Annotated in this window: 18 protein-coding genes; 8 read left to right on the forward strand and 10 right to left on the reverse strand. The window is 49.9% G+C overall.

What is annotated here, in order from left to right:
• Window position 1 precedes the first annotated feature (1 nt).
• A complete protein-coding gene (ileS, locus tag AB9H23_RS07400) occupies window positions 2–3,139 on the reverse strand; it encodes an isoleucine--tRNA ligase (protein WP_370004645.1) in 3,138 nt (1,045 codons plus the stop codon).
• A gap of 22 nt (window positions 3,140–3,161) precedes the next feature.
• Window positions 3,162–4,367 carry a methionine adenosyltransferase gene (locus AB9H23_RS07405; protein ID WP_013296541.1) on the reverse strand — a complete coding sequence of 402 codons (1,206 nt, stop codon included), beginning with the start codon at window positions 4,365–4,367 and terminating at the stop codon, window positions 3,162–3,164.
• Window positions 4,368–4,460: 93 nt separating this feature from the next.
• On the opposite strand from AB9H23_RS07405, the gene AB9H23_RS07410 reads away from it, so the two are divergent.
• Window positions 4,461–4,826: a DUF192 domain-containing protein gene (locus AB9H23_RS07410; RefSeq protein WP_321211283.1), complete on the forward strand. Its 366-nt coding sequence runs from the start codon at window positions 4,461–4,463 to the stop codon at window positions 4,824–4,826.
• A 39-nt stretch (window positions 4,827–4,865) separates the two neighbouring features.
• On the opposite strand, the gene AB9H23_RS07415 is transcribed toward AB9H23_RS07410, so the two are convergent.
• The 7 genes from AB9H23_RS07415 to AB9H23_RS07445 form a co-directional block, all read right to left on the reverse strand.
• Window positions 4,866–5,258 carry a HEAT repeat domain-containing protein gene (locus AB9H23_RS07415; RefSeq protein ID WP_321211284.1) on the reverse strand — a complete coding sequence of 131 codons (393 nt, stop codon included), beginning with the start codon at window positions 5,256–5,258 and terminating at the stop codon, window positions 4,866–4,868.
• A 106-nt stretch (window positions 5,259–5,364) separates the two neighbouring features.
• Window positions 5,365–6,060, reverse strand: coding sequence for a dihydromethanopterin reductase (acceptor) (locus AB9H23_RS07420; RefSeq protein ID WP_321211285.1), 696 nt, complete (start codon window positions 6,058–6,060; stop codon window positions 5,365–5,367).
• Window positions 6,061–7,332 (reverse strand): serine hydroxymethyltransferase, encoded by a 1,272-nt coding sequence (glyA, locus tag AB9H23_RS07425; RefSeq protein ID WP_370004646.1) that lies wholly within the window; start codon window positions 7,330–7,332, stop codon window positions 6,061–6,063. It lies immediately after the preceding gene.
• 192 nt (window positions 7,333–7,524) lie between these two features.
• The gene (hdrA, locus tag AB9H23_RS07430) at window positions 7,525–9,504 is read right to left on the reverse strand and encodes a H(2):CoB-CoM heterodisulfide ferredoxin reductase subunit HdrA (protein ID WP_321211287.1); all 1,980 of its coding nucleotides are present in this window, start codon (window positions 9,502–9,504) and stop codon (window positions 7,525–7,527) included.
• Window positions 9,505–9,686: 182 nt separating this feature from the next.
• Window positions 9,687–10,586, reverse strand: a complete 900-nt coding sequence (locus AB9H23_RS07435; protein ID WP_321211288.1) for an AEC family transporter — start codon at window positions 10,584–10,586, stop codon at window positions 9,687–9,689.
• Window positions 10,587–10,604: 18 nt separating this feature from the next.
• Window positions 10,605–11,540 (reverse strand): DNA repair and recombination protein RadA, encoded by a 936-nt coding sequence (radA, locus tag AB9H23_RS07440; RefSeq protein ID WP_300477590.1) that lies wholly within the window; start codon window positions 11,538–11,540, stop codon window positions 10,605–10,607.
• Window positions 11,541–11,561: 21 nt separating this feature from the next.
• Window positions 11,562–13,940, reverse strand: coding sequence for an OB-fold nucleic acid binding domain-containing protein (locus AB9H23_RS07445; RefSeq protein ID WP_321211289.1), 2,379 nt, complete (start codon window positions 13,938–13,940; stop codon window positions 11,562–11,564).
• A 325-nt stretch (window positions 13,941–14,265) separates the two neighbouring features.
• Between AB9H23_RS07445 and hacA the strand changes: the two genes are divergently transcribed.
• The 6 genes from hacA to mmp11 all read left to right on the forward strand — a co-directional run bounded on the left by hacA (window position 14,266) and on the right by mmp11 (window position 19,675).
• Entirely contained in the window at window positions 14,266–15,522 is a 1,257-nt protein-coding gene (gene hacA / locus AB9H23_RS07450; RefSeq protein WP_321211290.1) for a homoaconitase large subunit, read from the forward strand.
• 15 nt (window positions 15,523–15,537) lie between these two features.
• Window positions 15,538–16,026, forward strand: a complete 489-nt coding sequence (locus tag AB9H23_RS07455) for a 3-isopropylmalate dehydratase small subunit (RefSeq protein ID WP_321211291.1) — start codon at window positions 15,538–15,540, stop codon at window positions 16,024–16,026.
• A 5-nt stretch (window positions 16,027–16,031) separates the two neighbouring features.
• A complete protein-coding gene (locus tag AB9H23_RS07460) occupies window positions 16,032–17,012 on the forward strand; it encodes a 3-isopropylmalate dehydrogenase (RefSeq protein ID WP_321211292.1) in 981 nt (326 codons plus the stop codon).
• Window positions 17,005–18,210: a cysteine desulfurase gene (locus tag AB9H23_RS07465; protein ID WP_370004647.1), complete on the forward strand. Its 1,206-nt coding sequence runs from the start codon at window positions 17,005–17,007 to the stop codon at window positions 18,208–18,210. Before AB9H23_RS07460 ends, AB9H23_RS07465 begins: the two co-directional genes overlap by 8 nt.
• Window positions 18,211–18,307: 97 nt before the next feature.
• Window positions 18,308–18,724, forward strand: coding sequence for a 6,7-dimethyl-8-ribityllumazine synthase (ribH, locus tag AB9H23_RS07470; protein ID WP_237779131.1), 417 nt, complete (start codon window positions 18,308–18,310; stop codon window positions 18,722–18,724).
• Window positions 18,725–18,742: 18 nt separating this feature from the next.
• A complete protein-coding gene (gene mmp11 / locus AB9H23_RS07475) occupies window positions 18,743–19,675 on the forward strand; it encodes a methanogenesis marker protein 11 (protein WP_321211294.1) in 933 nt (310 codons plus the stop codon).
• Here the strand turns inward: mmp11 and AB9H23_RS07480 are convergent.
• The gene (locus tag AB9H23_RS07480) at window positions 19,669–21,372 is read right to left on the reverse strand and encodes a glycosyltransferase (protein ID WP_321211295.1); all 1,704 of its coding nucleotides are present in this window, start codon (window positions 21,370–21,372) and stop codon (window positions 19,669–19,671) included. The genes mmp11 and AB9H23_RS07480 overlap by 7 nt on opposite strands.
• Before the next feature lie 137 nt (window positions 21,373–21,509).
• On the opposite strand from AB9H23_RS07480, the gene purE reads away from it, so the two are divergent.
• The gene (purE, locus tag AB9H23_RS07485) at window positions 21,510–22,514 is read left to right on the forward strand and encodes a 5-(carboxyamino)imidazole ribonucleotide mutase (protein ID WP_321211296.1); all 1,005 of its coding nucleotides are present in this window, start codon (window positions 21,510–21,512) and stop codon (window positions 22,512–22,514) included.
• Window positions 22,515–22,520: the final 6 nt, after the last annotated feature.

The following is a 22,520-nucleotide window of genomic DNA, read 5'->3' on the forward strand; positions in this document are numbered from 1 at the left end:
TTCACACCTTATCTGAAGGTTTTATGGATATTATAAGGTTTTCATCCGATATCTTCCATTCCTTGGTGTATTCGAGTTCGGTGTAATCAAAGGAGAGATGGCTGGCCCGGACCTCATTCTCAACGAATTCCCTCTGGGGCTCGGTCAGTTCCCTGAATTCTGGGCTGCATTTCACTGAAACCTCTATCCTGGCCTCAACGTCCAGGTCAAGGTCCTTCCTCATATCCTGGATCCTCCTTACAAGTTCGCGGGCCATTGCCTCGCTCATTATCTCAGGTGTGAGTTCCGTGTCAACGAATACACTTCCACCCTCAAACTGTGCATTCACGATGTTCTCAGGGAGTTCTGTCTCAAATATTATATCATCGGGTTCCAAGACGATTATTCTGCCGTCCAGTTCAACCCTGAAGCTGCCCTCTGATTCCAGTGCGGCTTTAACCTCAGCGCCATCCGCCTCCTCAAGTTTTCTCATGACAGGCGGCATGTCCTGCCTGAGCTTTGGACCCAGGGTTGCGGGGTTTGGTTTGGCTATTATCCTCATATCAGGGAATTCAGTTGAAGTCCTGATGGACTTGGCGTTGGCCTGTTCAGCTATAACCCCTTTGAGGGATTCAGCGGCCTCCAGAACCTTCTCATCCTCTGATACCACAACTATCTCCCTTACAGGCCATCTCAGCTTGTACCTTGCAGTGTCCCTTGCCCTTGCACATGCCTCTATTATCTCGCGGACGATGTCCATCTCTGCCTCGAGTTTGCCATCCACCGCATCCTCACGTAGCATCCAGTCCAGCATGTGTATGCTCTCAGGTGAGTCGGGTTCAGCCCCCCGCACAAGGTTCTGGTAGATGTCCTCGCATACGTGGGGTGCTATGGGTGATAGTGTCACTATAAGTGTCTTGAGGGCTGTGTAGAGGCTGTGGTAGGCTGCCAGCTTGTCTGGGTCGTCCCTTTCTATCCATGTGCGGCTCCTTATGAGCCTTATGTACCAGCGGCTGAGGTCCTCCACTATGAAGTCGTGGATTTCACGGGTTGCCCTGTGGAAGTGGAGGTTATCCAGGGCCTCTGTCACCTTCAGGGCCACAGAGTTAACCCTTGAGATTATCCATCGATCCTCATCCCTGAAGTGGAGGTCCTCCAGTTCATGGTCACCTGGCTGGAACCTGTCAAGGGACATGTAGGTTGTTGCGAAGACGTAGACATTCCAGAGTATGTTGAACATCTTGTTAACATTCTTAAGTTCGTCCCATACGAATTTAAGGTCCTCCCATGGCTTGTTGGCCCATAGAAGGTAGAACCTCAGGACGTCTGCCCCGTACTTCTCTATGACATCCTCAGGTTCAACCACGTTCCCCAGGGACTTGCTCATCTTCCTGCCCTCTTCATCAAGGGTGAAACCGTGCATGAGCACCCGCCGGTAGGGTGTCTCATCAAGTGCTATCACACCGCAGCCAAGCTGTGAGTAGAACCAGCCCCTTGTCTGGTCATGTCCCTCGGTTATGAAGTCGTAGGGGAACCATTCACTGAAGAGTTCCTTCTCTCTGGGGTAGTGTAGGGCTGCCCAGCCTGCAACCCCTGAGTCTATCCAGACATCCAGGACATCGGGTGTCCTCTTCATTCTGCCCCCGCATCTACCGCACTCAAGTATTATCCTGTCAACATGGGGCCTGTGGATGAAGTCCCCTTCAAGCTGGCCCTCAACAGCCAGCTCCCTGAGCTCCTCTATTGATCCAACAACGTGTATGCTGTCGCAGTCCTCGCAGACCCATATGGGGATGGGTATCCCCCAGTAGCGCTGCCTTGAGATGGTCCAGTCCCTTGCATTCTCTATCCAGTTCCTGAACCTGCTCTCCCCTGCCCATGAGGGGATCCACTGTACCCTGTCGAGTTCACTGAGCATTTTATCCTTTATCTCTGTTATCTTGAGGAACCACTGCTCTGTGGCAAGGTAGATTATGGGTGTCTTGCATCTCCAGCAGAACCCGTACCTGTGACTGATGGTCTCTGCCCTCAGGAGGAGGTTCTTTGATCTGAGGTCATCTATTATGTCAGAATCAGCGTCCTTAACAAATTTACCATTATATTTCCCTGCATCCTCAGTGAAGACCCCTGCCTCGTCCACAGGGCAGAATACCGGGAGGCCATATTCTTTACCTATCTCGAAGTCCTCTGGACCGTGACCAGGGGCTGTGTGCACGCACCCTGTACCCTCCGTGAGTGTCACATGGTCCCCCAGGATGATCCTGTGCTCCATGTCCCTGTGGCATGGCACCTCCTCATCCAGGGGGTGCCTGTAGGTGAGGCCCTCAAGTTCAGATCCCTTGACGGTCTTTATGATCTCCGCCTCCTCCCCGAGGACCTTCTCAACGAGTGCCTCTGCCATTATGTAGGTTTCCCCATCCAGGCGGGCATGGGCATAATCAAAGTCAGGGTGGACAGCAACGGCCATGTTTGCAGGAAGGGTCCAGGGGGTTGTTGTCCATACCAGTATATACGTGTCCCCTGAGACTGGGAACTTCACGTAGATGGATGGGTCCTCCTTCTCATGGTAGTCTATCTCTGCAAGTGCCAGGGCCGTTTCACAGCGGGGACACCACGTTATCACCCTGAGGTCCCTTAAAAGGAGGTCCTTCTCATGGGCCCTCTTCAGGGTCCACCAGCATGATTCCATGTAGGCGGGGTCGAAGGTCACGTAGGGGTCATCCCAGTCCATCCAGACCCCGAGGCGCTGGAACTGGGATGTCATCACAGCCTTGTTTTCAACCGCGAATTCCCTGCACTTCCTGACAAATTCCTCTATTCCGATCTCATCCTCGATGTCCTTCTTGCTCCTGACACCCAGGATCCCCTCAACCTTGTGTTCTATTGGGAGGCCATGGGTGTCCCATCCAGGCTGCCTCCTGACATTGAAACCCCTCATTGATTTGAAGCGGAGGTAGGAGTCCTTCATTATCTTGTTCCATGCTGTTCCAAGGTGAATCCTTCCGCTGCAGTAGGGTGGGCCGTCCAGGAATGAATACCTTGGGCCCTTCTCCCTCAGTTCCTTCACGCGTTCATAGATATCCCTTTCTTCCCAGAAACTCTGAACCTTTTCCTCTATCACATGGGGCTTGTAGGATTTTTCGGCTTCCTGGATTGGCATGAATTTCTCCCTCAGATGGATATTAGAATGTCCGGAGCTGGCCCTTGACCAGCATCTCGGTTATGCTTGGTATGTCCTCGAGCCATGCGTCCATTACTCCTGAAACCTTTCCTGTGATGTCATCCATGGTGTAGCCGTCCTCAAGGATCACCTGGGCTGTGGCGGCCTTGGGGTGGTCAATTGGCTTTCCTATCTGGCTGAGTATCATTATATGGACCTGCTTAACTCCCTCGATGCTCTCAACTATGTCTGCGGCCATCTGGTTTGAGAGGAGGTTGTAAATTTTACCCACATGGTTTATGGGGTTCTTACCTGATGTTGCCTCCATGGACATTGGCCTGTTGGGTGTTATGAGGCCGTTGGCCCTGTTACCCCTTCCCACTGATCCGTCATCACCCATCTCAGCGGAGGTCCCTGTAACTGTTATGTAGACTGATGGCTCATCGTCCTCGCAGCGGTCGGCTGTGTTGACAAAAACCTCAAGGTTTCTCTCTGTGATCCCTGAGGCCAGCTTGAATACCTCATCCTTCACCACATTCTTGATCTCAAGGTATTCCTCTAGGTCTGATACGTATCTGTCCACCATTGCACAGGCAACTGTAAGGGTTATGTTGTCGTTTTCCCTGAGCCCCATGACCTTTATGTCCTCACCCACTGCAGGGTATTTCTTCTTGAATTCAGGGGAGTTGAGGAGGTTCTCTGCCTCCATCACTATCCTCTCGGTCTCTGAGAATGGTGCGAATCCAACCCCGAATGATGTGTCATTTGATAGGGGTGCTCTTCCCTTCCTTGCAAAGACGTCCCTCAGGTCCCCTGAGCCGTGCCCGATCTTGCACTCCACCACGGTGCAGGTCTCAACATCAAGGTTTATTATGTTGTCCCTGAGGTACTCCTTGGCTGCTGATATGGCTATCCTGTCAAGGCCTATCTTCTCTCCATCAACCTCGGCGATACCCCTTCCCGTGAGGAGTATCTCTATCGGTTTTATAACCTCACCGCCTCCAAACTGTGGTGCGGATTCCCCGGCTGTTATCTGTACCTCGTCGGTGTTGTGGTGCATTATGGCACCGAATCTATCAAGGTAGGCGTTGCAGAGGGCCCTGCTCACTGATTCAGCGATCCCGTCACTTATACTGTCAGGGTGTCCTATGCCCTTCCTTTCAACTATCTCCACCTTCTGGTCCTCGATTGGTGTCTGGTTAAGGGGTTCAACGATAATATTTCTCACACTGATAACCTCCTGATGAATATGCACAGTAATGGTTTATGGTTTTGAGCTGATGATATAAATAAATATAACACAGTGTTTTCAGGAGAATCTATGATGGAGAAAGAGGTGTTCAATAAGACAAGGGGCGCCACTCTTGGTGCTGTGAGGTTTGCAGATACATTCCTTTCACGTTTCAGGGGTTTGATGCTCAGGAGGAACGTTGAGACTGGACTTGTACTTGAAATACCCGAGGGACGTGGGAGATACGGTTCAGGGATACACATGTTCTTCATGCTGGTCCCGCTTGACGTTCTATTCGTTGATAAAAATATGAGGGTGGTGGATATGGCTGAACTCAAACCATGGCAGGTCTACAATCCAGTGAAACCCGCAAGGTATGTTGTAGAACTTAAAAAGGGAAAAATTGATGAAACCGGGACCCGAATAGGCGACACGCTGGAATTTAAGGACATCTGATTCCGCCTCAGGAACCCAAAATGTGAAATCCCAGGAGAGCTAGGATCCCGCCCTCTTCTTTATCTCGGAGATTGCAACCTCCGCCACCCTCCGAACCATTGGGCTCTCATCGTCAAGGAGGCCCTCAAGGTCCTCGACTGAATCCTCATCGCCGAGTATTCCAATGGCCAGGGCACAGGCGTACCTCACACCGGGTTTCTCATCTGAAAGATGCTCCCTGAGGGGTTCAACAGCCCTTTTATCATCAAAGGTTGCAAGGGCGAGTGCAGCCGCCTCCCGGACATGGTAGTCCTCGTCATCAAGGGCCTCTATGAGTGGTTCCACAGCCCTGGGATCTGCAACCTCTGCAAGAAGTTCAACAGCGTCCTCACGCACAACCCAGTCAGGGTTCTTGAGTTCCTCAAGGAGAAAATCAATCCTCTTGCCCTCCATTAAAACACCCCCTATCTCCATTATTTCTGTTGCAGATGATAATTAAATTTTATGAAGGAGAATGGGTGCTGACCTTAAAACGTAATGTTGGAGGGCTTTGGAATGGTCATATGTTCCCGAGAATTTCCCCGGGCCCCTCAAACACGGTTATGCCCTCCATTGAGGAGAGCCTCTCTGTGTTTCTGATGTCCACCTCCCTCATGTGGATGGTTATTATCCTCCCACCTGAGACAGCGCCATATGGACATGCGCTCTGACACAGTCCGCAGCCCCTGCACTTGAGGAGCCTTATCTCAACCCCCGGCACTATGGCGTCCCCTGGACATGCCGCTGCAGCAAGACACTGCTCGCATCTCCTGCAGAGTTCAAGTTCAAGTTTTGATGGGAGGACCGTTTCAACGTCCCCCTCCTCAAGGTCCACCGGGACGCAGTACACCGGCACTCCCCCCTTACCTGCCTGGGCCACGGCATTTGTCACAAGTGTGTCGGCTATGCCATGAACTATCTTGGCCACGGTATTGGATGTTACAGGGGATACCACCAGAAGGTCATACCTACCCATGGAGAGCCTGCCTGTTATTGGGAAGCTGTAGCCCTCCTCACTTTCAAGGACAAGTTCCCTGTAGTATCCGCCAGAAAGTTTCCTGACCCTTTCAAAGAGGCCGTACATCCTCAGAACCTCCTCTGCGGCACCTGATAGGAGTATGGTTACCTCGTGGCCCCTGGAAACCATCTCCTCCAGTGCCTCCACACTCTCAAGGAGGAGGTGCCCGGCCCCTGTGAATGCCCAGGCAATTCTCATCTACCGGATCTCCATGTACTTGTAGGCCTCTGACTCCTCAAAGGCGTAGTGAACCTTTGTATAGGATGACATGAACTCTGAAACCTCTTCCTTAACGTCCCTGCCATCAATAACAACCTTCTTTATATATTCTGCAACCTCTGACATCTCTGACTCCTTCATTCCGCGCCTTGTTATCTCCTGTGTACCTATCCTTATTCCTGATGGGTCGTCTGACCTGTTAACATCGTCCCATGGGAGAAGGTTCTTGTTGAGTATTATGTTGTTGGCCTCGAGTTTCTTGGATATCTCGGCGGCCCTGCCAATGTCTGATACATCCATCACAACCTGATGGGATTCTGTGAAGTCGAGGTGCTCACAGAGTACGTTGAATCCAAGTTCATTGAGGTTCTCTGCGAGTTTCTTTGCGTTTCTGATTGTCTGTGCCGCGTATTCACTTCCAAACTCAAGCATCTCTGCGGTTGCTATTCCAAGGCCTGCCACATGGTGAAGGTGGTGGTTACTCACAAGTCCCGGAAAGACAGCCTCATCTATGTCATCTGCAAGTTCCTCCCTGCAGAGGATTATGCCGCCCTGGGGTCCGGGAAATGTCTTGTGTGTGCTTCCCACCAGCATATCGGCGCCCTCCCTGAGGGGATCCTGGAAGTATCCGCCTGCAATTAGGCCGAGGACATGGGCGCCGTCGTACATTATCCTTGCACCCACCTCCTCTGCGGCCTCAACTGCCTCCTCCACAGGGTGGGGGAAGAGGAAGAGGCTTCCGCCGAAGAGTATTATCCTTGGTTTGACCTCAAGGATCTTCTTCTTCATTGCATCGGCGTCTATGTTCATGTTTTCAAAGTCAAAGGGGTGGGTGTATATTTTGAATCCCCTCACACCGGCTGCACTGACCTTGGCATGTGATATATGGCCGCCGTATGGGACCTCCATGGCCATTATGGAGTCGCCAACATCTGCAGTTGCAAAGAAGCAGGCGAGGTTGGCCACAACACCCGACGTTGGCTGGACATTGGCATGCTCTGCCCTGAAGAGTTTCTTTGAGAGTTCAATTGTGATCTCTTCAATCTCATCTATGTACCTGCAGCCCTCATAGAGCCTCTCACCAGGGAGGCCCTCTGCATAGCGGTGTGAAAGGTCAGAGATGAGGGCCTCCTTGACCCTTGAACTGGTTATATTTTCACTTGCTATGAGATTGATGCTTGACTCCATCCAGCTGTTATGATCCTTCATGAGATCTCTTATCCTCTCGGTATAATCCTGATTGCTGACCATGAAAATCATCTCCATAGGAAAATAGTTAAAATTACAATATAAAATTGGTGCCGCTATTATACTTGCAGCCAATCATGAGACCAACAGATGAATCCTGCAGGATGATGCAAAAAAGACGGCTACAGGAATAGCCTTGAAACAGAATCAAATCAGAAGAGATAAAAGAAAAGGTTTTGATGGGTCCCAGCCCATCTATTTTGAAGCTGGTTCGTTGAGTGCCGCTTCGATCTGAGCCATGATCTGCTCTGTTTTGAAGTGCTGCTGGTCCATTGCACCTGATGGGCATGCTGCCACACAGGTACCGCAACCCTTACAGAGGGCCACGTTGACGTTGGCGTGCCCTTCCTCTATGCTTATGGCGCCGAATGGACAGAGCTCAATGCAGACCTCACAGCCACCGCAGACGTCGGAATCTGTAACTGCGATTATTGGCTCAATTTCCACTTCACCCTTGACCATTGGTATTGCTGCACGTGCAGCTGCACCTGAAGCCTGTGCAACAGCGTCAGGGATGTCCTTTGGACCCTGAGCCACACCTGCAAGGTACACACCGTCTGTCAGTGTGTCAACAGGCCTGAGTTTTGGGTGTGCTTCCATGAGGAAGCCATCTGCAGATTTGGATAGACCGATTGTCTGCCTCAGTGTCTCTGCACCCTCTGGTGGCACGAGACCGACACCAAGGACAACCATGTCGTAGTCGTACTCTGTGACCTTACCCAGGAGTGTGTCCTCTGATCTCACTGTGAGTGTGAGGTCAGGGTTCTCGATGACCTCAGCGGGTCGTCCCCTTATGAACTTGATTCCGTATTTCTCCTGTGAGCGTTTGTAGAATTCCTCGAATCCTTTACCGAATGCCCTTATGTCCATGTAGTAGAGTGTGACCTCTGTGTCAGGCATTTTGTCCTTGATGAGCTGTGCGTTCTTCATGATGTACATACAGCACACACGGGAACAGTAGGGTTTTCCAACCTGTTCGTCCCTTGAACCCACACAGTGGATGAATGCAACCCTCTTTGGTTTTTCACCGTCTGATGGTTTGAGGACCTTACCATCGGTTGGACCTGATGCGTTGATCATCCTTTCGAGTTCAAGACCTGTTATGACGTTGGTGTGTCGACCGTAACCGTATTCGAGTTTCTCTGTTGGGTCGTAGGCGTCGTATCCTGTTGCCACAATTATTGTACCAACTTCGATTTCGATCTCCTCTGGTTCCTGGTCGTGTTTAACGGCTCCCCTTTCACAGACCTCATCACAGAGCATGCACTCTATACAGTAGTCCTTGTCAATTGTTGCGCAGAGCGGGACAGCCTGTGGGAATGGTATGTAGACAGCCTTGGTCATACCGATTCCCTCGTCGAAGTAGTTTGGCATTTCAATTGGGCATACCTCTACGCAGGAACCGCATCCGGTACAGAGGTCCTCGTCTATGTACCTTGGTTTCTTCTCGATTTTGACCTTGAAGTTACCTATGTAACCGTCAACTTCCTTAACCTCGGCGTAGGTTATGAGTTCAATGTTGTCGTGTTTACCGACATCCACCATTTTTGGTGCAAGGATACACATTGAACAGTCGAGGGTTGGGAAGGTTTTGTCCAGCTGACCCATTCTTCCTGAGATACTTGGCCTCTTTTCGACCATGTAGGTCTTGAATCCCATGTCGGCCAGGTCAAGGGCGGCCTGTATACCTGCAACACCTCCACCGATGACAAGGGCCTTGTCATCCACACTAACCTTTGATGCCTCGAGGGGCTCCAGGAGCCTTGCCTTGGCAACCGCCATCCTCACAAGGTCCTTGGCCTTTTCTGTTGCGCCCTCAGGGTTGTCCATGTGGACCCATGAGTCGTGCTCCCTTATGTTTGCAAATTCGAATAGGAACTGGTTGAGTCCTGCCTCTTCAACACATCTCCTGAAGGTTGGTTCGTGGAGCCTTGGGGAACATGCAGCCACAACTACCCTGTTTATACCGAGTTCCTTGATGTCCTTCTGTATCTCGAGCTGACCTGGGTCAGAACAGTAGTACTTGTAGTCCTTTGCAACCACAACGTTTGGTAGTTTCGCAGCGTAGTCCCTTACAGCCTCAATGTCGACCACACCGCCGATGTTTACACCACAGTGGCAGACGTAAACACCGATTTTTGGTTCTTCCATTGTTTCTTTTTTTTCTTCTGCCATTAGATCACCTTGCATAGAGATATCTAGCAATGACACTTATTTGATGTAAGGTATAGCACAGTGCTAAATAAACATTTCTATCAAAAACTTTAAGTAAGATTTATATACTATTACACTCATTTTCATGAAATGGATAAAATTCAAAAATATTTTCATTATATTCCAAATATAAAATAAATTTTTCAGAGTATAATGGACCATACTGGCAGTGACACGAGGCCCAGTATTGTGCTCATGAATATGCACGATGATACAAGGTCAACGTCAAGGTCATTTTCAATTGCAAGTACCGCTGCAAGCATGGCTGAGGGCATTGATGCCTCAAGGACCGTTACAGAGAAGTCCAGACCCTTAAATGATAATAGGTAAACAATGAATGCGGCAATCAGAGGTGATACTATGAGCCTCAAGGCACTCACAAATGTGGCCTCAACCAGCGAATCCCTCAGGAACCTGAAGTTCAGTGAGAGACCAAGTGAAATCATTATGAGGGGAACCGCTGCACCGGCCAGATATCCAAGAACCGTACCTGCCATTCCCACAGGTAATCCCATCAGGTTGAAGGTAACCCCCAGTATGAATGCCCAGAGGGGTGGGAAGGTGGCTGCCCTTTTAACGACTGCAGTCCCCTCAGCCCCTGAGATAAATGATAGTATAAGCCCAAGGGATGTGAACATCACTGTTGTGCCTGTATCATAGAATATGGCCCTTAAAAGACCCTCAGATCCAAATATTCCCTCAGTTACAGGGTAACCCAGGAAACCTGAGTTCATCATTGCCGCAGCAACAATTATCCCCCAGGTTTTCCTGGAATCCAGACCCCTCCTTTCTGCCCACAGGGACGCTATGGCTCCAGATAATGCCCCGGTGGTTATACAGACGAGTGGTATCAGGAACAGGTCCGCTATTCCACTTAAATCAGCCCTGTAGAGTGACGTGAATATCAGTGAGGGTATTGCAAGGTTTATGACAATCCTGTTGAGGGGTGATGCATCCTCCTCCCTCAGTATGCCCCCCAGTTTAAGTGCATGTCCTGTGAGGACAAGGATCAGTATGGATAGAACCGTTTCAAACGAGCCCATAAAAATCAAAATTAGGGTTTAATCAACAATACCTGCTTCTGTTATCTTGAAGACACACTCACCCTCTGGGAGGTGGGGGCTGTCAACAAGTCTCGCTATCCTCTTACCTGCAAGCCCCTTCTTGAGCCACAGGCGGTAGGTCGCTGCATGGCCCAGGACGTGTCCGCCTATAGCCTTTGTGGGGCTTCCAAAGAAGGCGTCGGGTCTTGCCTGAACCTGGTTTGTTACGAAGACAGCTGCATTGTAGGTGTTTGCTATGTTCTGGAGGGTGTGGAGGTGCTGGTTGAGCTTCTGCTGCCTTGTTGCTAGGGCCTCCCTCCCCACATACTCCGCCCTGAAGTGGGCTGTGAGGGAGTCCACAATTACAAGGCGTATGTTCTTGCCCTCCTGTATGAGCTCATTCACCTTCTCTGCCATGAGTATCTGGTGACTTGAGTTGAATGCCCTTGCAATGTGTATCCTGTTGAGAACCTCCTCAAGGTCCAGTTCAAAGGCGTTGGCTATCTGCTCTATCCTTTCCGGACGGAATGTGTTCTCTGTATCTATGAATACAGCCTCAGCATCCAGACCACCCCTTTCCTCTGGTAGCTGCACAGTCACTGCTAGTTCATGGGATAGCTGGCTCTTACCTGATCCAAACTCTCCGAAAACCTCAGTTATTGCCTGTGTTTCAATCCCGCCGCCTATGAGTTCATCCAGGGCCTTGCTCCCTGTTGTTATTCGGCCCACGTCCTTCCGGCGTTCCATCACATCAAAGGCTGTTTCAAAGTCTATCTTCTCAGCCCTTCTGGCGGCCTCTATCACCTTCTCAGCCACGCCCTCACCAATTTCAGCCTTCACAGAGAGTTCCTTGGCGGTGGCTGTGGCAAGACGCATCATGTCCCCGAAGCCTGCGTCCCTTAATTTCTGTGCCGTTTTGGCCCCTACATTTGGTAGATCTTCCAGTTCAACCATTTTAATCTCCCTTAAATCATTTTAAAGTTCAATATTCACAACCTTTCTGGGTATAAACCTCGGTTCCTCATTGTATTCATCAAAATCCGCGTTTCCGATAACCTCCACGGTTACGCCGTTAAGGTCCTCAACCCTCTCCTCAAGTGCTGATTCATCTGCAGACTGGTTTATGATATCAACAACCTCCCTCGTGGACATCTCTAGGAGTTTCTCGGCCTCCCTTCCAAAGAAGGTTATGAGGACCTCGCCGGTATCATCCATGATCCTTCCAGGGATCATGAGGAGGTATCGTGGCTCATCCACAAGGGCGCCGCAGAAGTTACAGATGTTCTCGTCAGAGAGTTCAAGCCTCTCATTGCATGATGGGCACTTTATGGATAGAATCCTCCTGCCTGACATTTCTGTAAGTTCACCCTTTATCATGACATTTCTTGAATCCTCCTGAAGGTCCTCAATGTTTACAAGAGGATATAGAATCTCCTGGAGCTCCTCAAAGGAGGGTAACCCGCTGATATCCCTTTCAGTTGCCGGTTCAATCCTTGAATTTCTCCCTATGCTGAGTTCAAGTCTCTCTCCGCCCATATCATCCCTGTAGATTACGCGGGGGTTTTCTATTCTCACCGCATCTCCAATGCTCAGTGGTTTCTCCGCAGCATCATCCCAGAGGCTTGCCCTTATGGATCCTGTGTCATCAGCAAATTCAACGGTTCTCACAAGGCCGGGTGTCCCGTCACCCCTCTGGAACTCCCTGGGATCAAAGAGATCAACCACCCTCGCAATTATCCTTATGTTCCTGTCGTCCTCTTCAAGTTCATCAATTTTCTTTGTGGTGTAGAGCATCTCCTCAAGCTCCTCAAAGGAGGGCAGGTTTTCAATATCCTCTGGGAGGGGCTCCACTATTCTGGTTGTTCTTCCTGTGTTGAGTTCCACGCTGTAAAGCCCTAGTCTTATTCTGGCATTCTCTATTCTCACGGCGTCCCCCACATTCAGGGGTTTTTCTGCCTTCTCGTCCCAGAGGCTGACCCTTATCTTGCCTGTCTCATCTGCAAGTTCCATTGACCTCACGATACCGGTCCCATCCTGCCTCTCAAATTCCCTCGGGTCGCTGAGGCTGAATATCCTGCCTACAACATCTACCTCCTCACCCTCATCCTCCATTTCAAGTATCTCGGCTATCTTGAGGGGTCTCAGATGTTCCCTGTACTCCTCAAGGACCTTAAGGAGCGAACCATCAGATTCAGGGTTGACGGTGATACGGGTGTTGAAGTTTGTGTTTATGCGGTATGACTGGTTGAACTCATCAAATTCAACCCTTGCACCGGATATCCTTACAATGTCCCCCTTGTTGATTTTTATGCGGGTGTCATCATCCCAGAGTGTTACCCTTGCAGAGCCTGTATCATCTGTAATCTCAATGGATCTTACAGAGCCCGTTGTTCCATCGTTTCTTTCAAACTCCACAGGGTCATGAACCCTTGTTACAAGGCCCATCACAGTTGCGCTCTCCATCTCATGGAGGTCCCCTATCTTAACCACCTTCTCACTGTACTCGGGAACATCATATTCCCCTGGCACAATCCTTGTGAGGCTGGTGTGTGTGAGTGTTACACTGTCATCCCTTCTCCTTGTCTGGGCCCCCAGTATCTTAACCGAGTCTCCCTCCTTAAGACCAAGCTCCTCCACAAGGCTGACATCGTTGTTCCAGATTGTGTATGTGGTTGAACCTGTTTCATCCATTATGTCAAGGGAAATGAACCTTCCTTCACGGCCATCCCTCTCAAAGGTCCTCACCCGGGATATGCCTGTTATTCTTGCAATGACGTTGACCTCCTGGTCCTCGGCAAGGTCAGCGATGGGGGTTATCTCCTCCCTGTATTCTGGAAAGTCCGGGAAATCCGCAGGGTCAAGGACCTCAACCCTTGACCTTGGCATGAGATGTGCCTCCTTTCTGCCCCCGAATCCACCCCTTATTCTAACATCCCTTATCCTGATCACATCGCCCTCATTGAATTTCTTGAGGAGCTTCATGTTCTCTGTCCAGAAAACTGTTCGAAGTTCAGCTGTATTATCTGCGATGATAACATTGGCGAGTTTTCCCTCTCTTCCCTTCCTTGTTGTGAAGGTCCTGGGACTTGATATTTTCATGACCCTGCCTGTCACCGGTGCCTCTGCACCCTCCTCAAGTTTGGATATGGTGTCCATCCTGTGCTCTTCCTTCTCTGATAGCATCGTATTTTCATCCCGGAGGATCTCATCAACCACCGTCGTTGCAATTGCAACATCATCCATGAATCCTACGTCCCCATATTCCTCTTTCCTTTTCTCTATTAGCTCCTGAAATTCCTCAAGGGACATTCTGTCCTTAATCCTTTCATATTCCCTCTTAAGTTCTTCCTTCATTTGGGTCCCTCACTTGATTAATAATATTATGCACCGTCTATAAAAGACTTGGTGAGGTCCTGGAAACTAATATTCCTGGAACTGTTACTACCTTGTATTACTGAATATTTAAATTTTATTATCAAAGTATTTATTAATGGTGGGTGAAAATATAACTGTAAAATTCAGCCGAGTTTTTCAGTATGAAGGTGGAATGCAGATATCCAGTGAACATATGGGGACATCTGAACTTTAAGGATGCTCTAATTTTCACAGCCAGCCCCATGGATCCATTGCTGGAAATTTTATGATGCCTTCATTATATTCTGCTAAAGGAGGATAGAAGATGTCTATGACTGTTTCTGAGAAAATACTTGCCAGGGCTTCAGGTAAAGACCGTGTGGAGGCCGGTGAAATAGTTATGGCCAGTATAGATGTCGCCATGACCCATGACCTCACAGGACCCCTGTCAGTTGAATCCTTTGAAAGAATAGGAAGGGACAGGGTCTGGGACCCTGAAAAAATCGTTGTTATATTCGACCACCAGGTGCCTGCAGATTCCCTCGATGCGGCCCAGAACCACATGATAATGAGAGACTTTGTGAGGGAGCAGGGCATAGAGAACTTCTATGATGTCAGGGAGGGCGTATGCCATCAGGTGCTACCTGAAAAGGGACACGTGGTGCCTGGAGAGGTTATTGTGGGGACAGACTCCCACACCTGCACCCACGGCGCCCTGGGGGCCTTTGCCACCGGTATAGGGTCAACTGACATGGCAATGGTCTTTGCCACCGGAAAACTGTGGTTCAGGGTGCCTGAAACGATACGCTTCGAAATAAGCGGCTCACTCAGAAAACATGTGTATGCAAAGGACGTCATACTGAACATCATAGGGGATGTAGGGGCAGACGGTGCCACCTACATGGCCTGTGAATTTGCAGGCGAAACCGTCGCAGATATGAGTGTGTCAGACCGTATGGTGCTCTCCAACATGGCAATAGAGATGGGAGGTAAAACCGGAATAGTGGAACCCGATGAAAAAACCATAAGGTACGTGGAAAGGAGATCAGATAAACCCCACAGGGTCTTCAGGACAGACCCCGATGCCCCCTCCCTCAATGTCATGGAGGTTGATGTCTCTGACCTTGAACCCCAGGTGGCATGCCCACACAACGTTGACAATGTGAAGCCCGTCAGTGAGGTGGATGTTGAGATAGACCAGGTTTTCCTTGGCTCATGTACAAACGGCCGCCTCAGTGACCTCAGGGATGCCGCTGCAATACTGAAAAACAGGAAGGTTGCAGACAGCGTCAGGATGCTCGTGATACCCGCCTCAAGGGAGGTCTACCGCAGGGCACTCTCCGAGGGTCTCATGGAGATATTCGTGGACGCAGGCGCCCTGGTATGCAACCCCTGCTGCGGACCATGTCTCGGTGGCCATGTGGGACTCGTGGGGCCGGGAGAGGTCAGCCTTTCAACATCAAACAGAAACTTCAGGGGCCGGCAGGGAAGCCCAGAGGCAGAGGTATACCTATCATCCGCGGCGGTTGCAGCCGCATCCGCAGTTACAGGCAGAATCACCCACCCTGCTGAACTTGAATAGTGGAGGTGCTTAGATATGAAAGGAAGAGTCTGGAAATTCCCCGACGACGTGGACACCGACATAATCATACCCGGAAGGTACCTTGTGATGCGTGACCCTGAAAAACTCAGGGAACACGTCATGGAGGGTCTCGACCCTGAATTCCCCTCAAAGGTCAGGCCAGGGGACTTCATAGTTGCCGGGAAGAACTTTGGATGTGGATCATCAAGGGAACACGCCCCCCTTGCCCTCAAGGGTGCTGGAATAGCCGCTGTTATTGCAGAGTCCTTTGCCAGGATATTCTACAGGAACGCCATAAATGTGGGCATACCCCTCCTTGAGGCGCCAGGAATAACAGATAAACTCAATGAGGGTGATGAGATAGAGGTGGACCTGGAAAGGGGCGTTATAATACGGGGAGATGAAGAATTCCCCTTCAAGAGACTCCCTGATTTCATGGTGGAGATACTTGAAAGTGGGGGTCTCATACCCTACCTCAGAAAAAAGGGAGAATTTGACGGGTGAATACCATGAAGATAGCCGTTATACCCGGGGATGGTATCGGTAAGGAGGTCATGGAGGCCACCCTCCACGTTCTCAAAGGACTGGACCTCGACCCTGAGTTTTTATATGCAGAGGCTGGAGATGAGTGCCTTGAGATGACAGGAACAGCCCTTCCAGATGAAACAATTGAAATCATCGGTGAGGCGGACGCCACCCTCTTTGGTGCCGCAGGTGAAAGTGCAGCGGATGTTATAGTTAAACTGAGGCGTGAATTTGATCTTTTTGCGAATTTGAGGCCTGTGAAGTCCCTTCCGGGTGTTCCGTGCCTTTACCCGGACCTTGACTTTGTCATAGTGAGGGAGAACACCGAGGACCTCTATGTGGGTGATGAGGAGTTCACCTCTGATGGGGCGGTTGCAAGGAGGATCATAACACGCCCTGCGTCCAGGAGGATAAGTCGATTTGCCTTTGAGTATGCTAAGAGGGAGGGCTGGAGTCGTGTGACCGCGGTGCACAAGGCCAATGTCCTTAAAAAAACCGATGGGGTGTTCAGGGAGGAATTCTACCGGGTGGCATCAGACTACCCCGAGATGGAGCCAGAGGACTACTACGTGGACGCCACAGCCATGTACCTCATAACACAGCCCCAGGAATTCCAGGTCCTCGTCACAACCAACCTATTCGGGGACATACTCTCAGACGAAGCAGCAGGACTCATCGGAGGACTTGGACTGGCACCATCAGCAAACATAGGAGAAAAAAACGCAATATTCGAACCAGTCCACGGATCAGCACCCCAGATAGCCGGAAAAAACATAGCAAACCCCACAGCAATGATACTAACAACAGCACTCATGCTAAAACACCTCAACAAAACACAGGAAGCACAGAAAATACAGAAAGCACTGGAAAAAACCCTTGAAGAGGGTCTGGTTACACCGGACCTGGGTGGAAGCCTCGGTACAATGGAAATGGCTGCTGAAATAGCAAAAAGAATCGATGGGTGATCCTGTGCGTACAGAGGACGTGAGGGCAGACATACCCCTCCTCAGGGAGAAGGTGTACCTTGATGCTGCAAGCACAACCCCAACCCCCCTTCCCATTGTGAGGGCCATGACAGATTACTTTGAAGGATACAACGCCAATACAGGACGCGGGGCGTATTCACTTGCAGTTGAAGCAACCATGAAACTTCAGGAAGCCCGGAGAAAGGTTGCAGGATTCATAAATGCCTCTGAGGACGAAATAGTATTCACAAAGAACACCTCCGAGGCCATAAACATTGTGGCAGGCGGCCTCAAATTCAGGAGGGGGGACTCGGTGGTTGTACCCAACATCGAGCACCACTCAAACTTCCTGCCCTGGCTCAGGCTCCGTGAAAGGGGTGTTGATGTAAGGATAGTGAGGGCAGATGAAAATGGCGTTGTGGACCCTGCAATGGTTGAGGAGGCGGTCGATGATACCACGCGGCTTGTAACCATAACCCACATCTCCAATGCTCTTGGCACGGTGCAGGATGTGAAGGAGATTGAAAGGATCGCCCATGAAAACGGTGCCCTCTACATGATTGACGGGGCCCAGTCCATTGGACACATGGAGGTCGATGTTAGGGGGTTAGGGGCAGACTTTGCAGCCTTCCCTGGCCACAAGGGGACGCTGGGTCCGGTGGGGACAGGTTTCCTCTACTGCAGGAGTGAGTGCCAGGATGAACTTGAACCATTCATGCTGGGTGGGGGTACCGTCATTGATGTATCAGAGGATGACTACGTCCTGGAAGAGTTTCCCTCAAGGTTCGAGGCGGGAACCCTTAACATAGCAGGTTTCATAGGTCTTGGGGCATCCATAGACTACATCAACAGGATAGGAATCCATAAAATCAGAAAGCATGGCCTGAAAATGACAGGAAAACTCTACAGTGAGGTTTCATCCATTGACAAAATCCGGTGCTATGGTGACCCCCAAAATATTTATGGTATTCTTTCCTTCAACATAGATAATATGGACCCCCATGACGTTGCAAAGCTGCTGGATGAAACCGCCGGTGTCTGTGTTAGAAGCGGCCACCACTGCGCGATACCAGCCATGAGGCACCTGGGAGTTCATGAATCCGGTGGCACCGTGAGGGCATCCATACACTACTACAATACAGATGAGGACATTGAGGTCCTTGCAGAAACCCTGAGGGAAATAGCAATGATGGGGTGATGGGATGAATAAGGCACAGATAATAGCACTGCTCATAGTAATCATAATGGTCTTAAGTACCATTGCAGGCGCACTTGTGCTCTAAAGGAGGTATTGAATGGTAAATGTCAGAATAGGGGCTGTGGTAGCCGAATTCAACTATGACATAACACATATGATGCTTGAACTTGCAAAAGAACATGCTAAATTTCTTGAATCTGAAATAACAAGGGTTATAGCTGTTCCAGGGGTGTTCGATATGCCGCTCGCGGTTAAGAAGCTTCTCCTGGATGATGAAATCGACGCTGTTATCACACTGGGGGCTGTTATTGAGGGGGCAACGGACCATGACCAGATAGTGGTCCAGCACGCCTCACGTAAAATAGCGGACCTTTCACTTGAATACGATAAGCCCGTGGCCCTTGGAATATCCGGCCCCGGTATGACAAGGCTGGAAGCCCACCAGCGTGTTGACTATGCAAAGAGGGCCGTTGAGGCAGCCGTTAAGATGTACAGAAGACTCAACGAAATTTGATATTTCTGGAGAACCCCCATGGAGATACTCAGACCATCAGACCTGAAGGAAAGGTTCAGGGACCCCTGGATATCACCCTACACCAAGGTCCTCACCATGGTGGACGGGGACCTCGTTGAGATCCTGGAATACCACCCCTGCATCTCAGGGTCAGAGTGGATGATATACCAGTACAGCAGGTCAAGCAAGCTGATAGAGAGGGCCCGGAGGGATGGTAACCGGCACACCTACCTTGCACATACCGGTAAGGCCCCAATAGAACTCAGGGCGAGTCTCAATGCCGCCGGAATAGAGGAGGTGGCTGTTGAGGGTGATGAGGTCCGTGTTGTGCATGCCGGCCTTGCAGGTGCCGGGGTCGGTGCTGCCATGTGCCGGGGCATGGCAGAGGGCGTTAAGAGAATCGAACTCTATGATGTGGGAGGGGGTTCAAAGCCCGGGAGGGCAGCCGTGATAACACCCCGCCTCGAGAAGGTTGTCCTGGGTATAGATGACACAGACACCCCTGAAAGCGGTGCGACCTGGACCCTTGCCAACAATATGGGTATGGAGATTTCCAGGAGGGGATTTGAGTACATTGACCATGTGACGGTTCAGCTCTACCCGCACAACCCCCGCAAAACACAGAACTGTGTTTCGGTTGCCCTTGCCTTCGCGGTGCAGCCCGGTAAGAGCAATGAACTGGTCAATCTTGCTGCAGGTTTTCTTGAAGAGAACACCCTTTCCGATAAAACGTCACTTGCAGTTTTCAGGGGAATAAAGGTTCCAGAAGAGCTTAAAGAGTATTCAATGATGGCTAAAAAGAGTTTCATGGAAGTTGAGGATGCGGAGGAAGTTGCAGAGTCCCTTGGAATAGATCTCATTGAGGTAACAGGTTCTCAGGGTAAGATAGGGGCCCTTGCAGCCATCGGTCTCTATGATGATCCAGAAGAAGCTGCAAGGGTATACTACTGACCTGAGAACCATATGTTGAGGAATTTCCCCTCATATGCAGATGCAAACCTCATGTCAGATGAACCCCCTTTTCTGATATCAATTTTTATTATATGGCTTCCATGATAAATTCTGTAGCTGGAATCCTCTCCCCTGAACCTTATATTTCTTATAAACTCCCCATTAACGGATACAGTGTATGAACCATTCTTCATGACACCACTCGCCTCTGCAACCAGCCGATTGTCAACGTAAACCAGGATATTTGAGGCCGGGGACTCGTCGTACTGAATTATGATACCGTTATATACCGTCATGTTTGAGCTGGATATATTCCTAATTGCATAGATGTTGCTGAATATCTTTCGAAGATTTCCATCCTGAATCACGTCCCCCACGTTAACCCCGAGGGCCTCCCTTGCACTGGTTGGGATCCTCATTATGTTACCTTCACCGTCACGGGTCCTGTTGAGGGTATAGGCCTCACCATCCAGAAATACCATGTCACCATAACCAAGTCCAAGGGTATTTATCGCCTCCTCGGGAATTCTTATGGAGTTATTCTCATTTTCAAGTGCACTATCAACCCTGTATGGTCCCCTGACATCGAATGTTCTGTTTTCATTGCTCTTCTTCCATATTATCAGGTTACCTGATGTTGGTTCAATTGATATTTTACCATCGTCCACCTTGACGGCGCCCAGCAGTGTCGAGATCATTGCAAGAAGAATAAGACCAGAAACCAGGATTGGAAAGTGCATGTATATGAATGATCTAGCCGTCTGAAGCTTGCCCCGGGAGCGCCTGAAAACGTATATGGATCTTCTTATTAAGCTTATAAAGTAATAAAAAGCAACTATGGATCCTGAAACCGCAATTATGATCCCTGCTGTTGCCGGTATTGTCCTTATAAAGAATATGCTGAATATCCCAAGGGTTGCAAGTGAGAGGCCCAGTATGCACATTCTTATGGACTTTCCCATGGTGTCCATCATGGTTATTCTACCGTACTCAACTGCCCTGTCAACTATGGTCCTTACAACCTCGTTGGCCACCAGGTTAAGGTCCCTCAGGCTTGCCATGTCATGGTGTATTGTCCCTATATCCACCTCCTTAACCGTAAGGCCAAGGACATCCGCATCAAGCACTATACCGACATCGACCCCATAATCCTCCTCAAATTTCATCTTTTCAAGTACAGATCTCCTTGCCGCAAACTGTCCGCTTAGTGGCTGTTCAAATTTTATCTCAGGGAAGAAGAAATTCAGAAGTGGCTTTGCAGTTAACTCAGTGACCCTCCCAGCCTTTCTCCTGAAGCGTGTTTTTGTTAGGTCCGCCCTCCCCCTCAGGATGGGCCTTATCATCCTCTCAATTTTCTCTGTTGTCATATTCTCAAGGTCAGCGTCAACAAAAACCACTATGTCCCCACTAGAATGCTTGAATCCCGTCCTCAGGGCAGCACCCTTGCCGCGGTTGCTGGCATGCCTTATGACCCTTGCACCTGCAGCCTCTGCCACGCCGGCGGTGTTATCTGTGGACCCATCATCCACCACTATGACCTCACTAACTAGTTTAGAACCTTTAGCCGCCTCTACAACCAGTGAGACGGTCTTTTCCTCATTGAACGCTGGTATAACCACTGAAACTGTCTGGTCATCTTCCCTCACTGTCCTGAGGGCACATAAAAGGAAGACCAGAATCAGAATAAGCCATGACATCCCTACACCTTCTCCTACCTATGAAGTTCTATTGGTTGAAAACCCTTAAATATTAAGCTATTAAGACGCGTCGGGAGATTCTATTAAATATGAATTGGAATAAATATCTATCCATAAATGTAAAGGTGAATCTCTAAATGAAGCCCAGAGTGATGATACTCCTTGGAAGTGCATCAGACTTCAGAATAGCTGAAAAGGCCATGGAGATCCTTGAAGAACTCAGGATACCCTATGACCTCAGGGTTGCCTCAGCCCACAGGACCCATGAAAAGGTGAAGGCTATAGTCTCTGAGTCCATAAAGGAGGGTGTTGAGGTCTTCATAGGCATAGCAGGACTCTCAGCCCACCTTCCAGGCATGATATCGGCTAACACCCACCGGCCGGTGATAGGTGTCCCGGTTGATGTTAAACTCGGAGGACTTGACGCCCTTTTCGCATGCTCACAGATGCCCTTCCCTGCCCCGGTTGCAACGGTTGGTGTTGACAGGGGAGAAAACGCCGCAATACTGGCTGCACAGATAATAGGGATAGGTGACCCGGAGGTGAGGGACCGGGTCTCTGAACTCAGAAGGGGTTTCTATGAGAAGGTCCGAAGGGATGAGTGCCAGGTACTCAACAGCATAGAGGGATCATACTACGCCCCCCTCGATGTTGAGCTGCCAGAGGTGCAGGATAAGGAAAAATCTGGTGAAGAAGACGCCCCAATGGTATCTGTGATCCCTGGCAGCTACTCGGACATGAAAATCGCCAAAAAGACAACAATGTTCCTTGAGAGGATGGGTATAAGCTATGACCTCAACGTCATATCACCCATAAGGTACCCCGACAGGTTCGAGAGGTACCTTGAGCGGATGGAGAATGTTAAGCTCTTCATAGCGATAAGCGGACTCTCTGCCCATGTTACAGGTGCCGTGGTCGCCCTCAGTGACAGGCCTGTGATCGGTGTTCCGTGCCCCCTCAAAATGAACGGCTGGGATTCCCTCCTTTCAATGGTTAACATGCCGCCAGGTGTCCCTGTTGGAACCGTTGGAATTGGTAACGGTGGTAACGCGGCAATACTGGCGGCTGAAATGCTTGGAATATATGACGGTAAAATTGAGTCCAGGATAAAGAGGATAAAAAGCCGTTCAGTCAAGTTCTGATGGTGA

The sequence above is a fragment of the Methanothermobacter sp. KEPCO 2 genome (genome assembly GCF_041228365.1).
GTDB classification, from domain to species: Archaea; Methanobacteriota; Methanobacteria; order Methanobacteriales; family Methanothermobacteraceae; genus Methanothermobacter; species Methanothermobacter marburgensis.

What these genes read in the sequence shown, in the direction of transcription:
- purE (WP_321211296.1), top strand. Translation starts at nt 21,510, where the DNA reads ATGAAGCCCAGAGTGATGATACTCCTTGGAAGTGCATCAGACTTCAGA.
- mmp11 (WP_321211294.1), top strand. Translation starts at nt 18,743, where the DNA reads ATGGAGATACTCAGACCATCAGACCTGAAGGAAAGGTTCAGGGACCCC.
- ileS (WP_370004645.1), bottom strand. Translation starts at nt 3,139, where the DNA reads ATGCCAATCCAGGAAGCCGAAAAATCCTACAAGCCCCATGTGATAGAG.
- AB9H23_RS07410 (WP_321211283.1), top strand. Translation starts at nt 4,461, where the DNA reads ATGATGGAGAAAGAGGTGTTCAATAAGACAAGGGGCGCCACTCTTGGT.
- glyA (WP_370004646.1), bottom strand. Translation starts at nt 7,332, where the DNA reads ATGGTCAGCAATCAGGATTATACCGAGAGGATAAGAGATCTCATGAAG.
- hacA (WP_321211290.1), top strand. Translation starts at nt 14,266, where the DNA reads ATGTCTATGACTGTTTCTGAGAAAATACTTGCCAGGGCTTCAGGTAAA.
- AB9H23_RS07465 (WP_370004647.1), top strand. Translation starts at nt 17,005, where the DNA reads ATGGGTGATCCTGTGCGTACAGAGGACGTGAGGGCAGACATACCCCTC.
- AB9H23_RS07435 (WP_321211288.1), bottom strand. Translation starts at nt 10,586, where the DNA reads ATGGGCTCGTTTGAAACGGTTCTATCCATACTGATCCTTGTCCTCACA.
- AB9H23_RS07460 (WP_321211292.1), top strand. Translation starts at nt 16,032, where the DNA reads ATGAAGATAGCCGTTATACCCGGGGATGGTATCGGTAAGGAGGTCATG.
- ribH (WP_237779131.1), top strand. Translation starts at nt 18,308, where the DNA reads ATGGTAAATGTCAGAATAGGGGCTGTGGTAGCCGAATTCAACTATGAC.
- AB9H23_RS07415 (WP_321211284.1), bottom strand. Translation starts at nt 5,258, where the DNA reads ATGGAGGGCAAGAGGATTGATTTTCTCCTTGAGGAACTCAAGAACCCT.
- radA (WP_300477590.1), bottom strand. Translation starts at nt 11,540, where the DNA reads ATGGTTGAACTGGAAGATCTACCAAATGTAGGGGCCAAAACGGCACAG.
- AB9H23_RS07480 (WP_321211295.1), bottom strand. Translation starts at nt 21,372, where the DNA reads ATGTCATGGCTTATTCTGATTCTGGTCTTCCTTTTATGTGCCCTCAGG.
- AB9H23_RS07455 (WP_321211291.1), top strand. Translation starts at nt 15,538, where the DNA reads ATGAAAGGAAGAGTCTGGAAATTCCCCGACGACGTGGACACCGACATA.
- hdrA (WP_321211287.1), bottom strand. Translation starts at nt 9,504, where the DNA reads ATGGCAGAAGAAAAAAAAGAAACAATGGAAGAACCAAAAATCGGTGTT.
- AB9H23_RS07445 (WP_321211289.1), bottom strand. Translation starts at nt 13,940, where the DNA reads ATGAAGGAAGAACTTAAGAGGGAATATGAAAGGATTAAGGACAGAATG.
- AB9H23_RS07420 (WP_321211285.1), bottom strand. Translation starts at nt 6,060, where the DNA reads ATGAGAATTGCCTGGGCATTCACAGGGGCCGGGCACCTCCTCCTTGAG.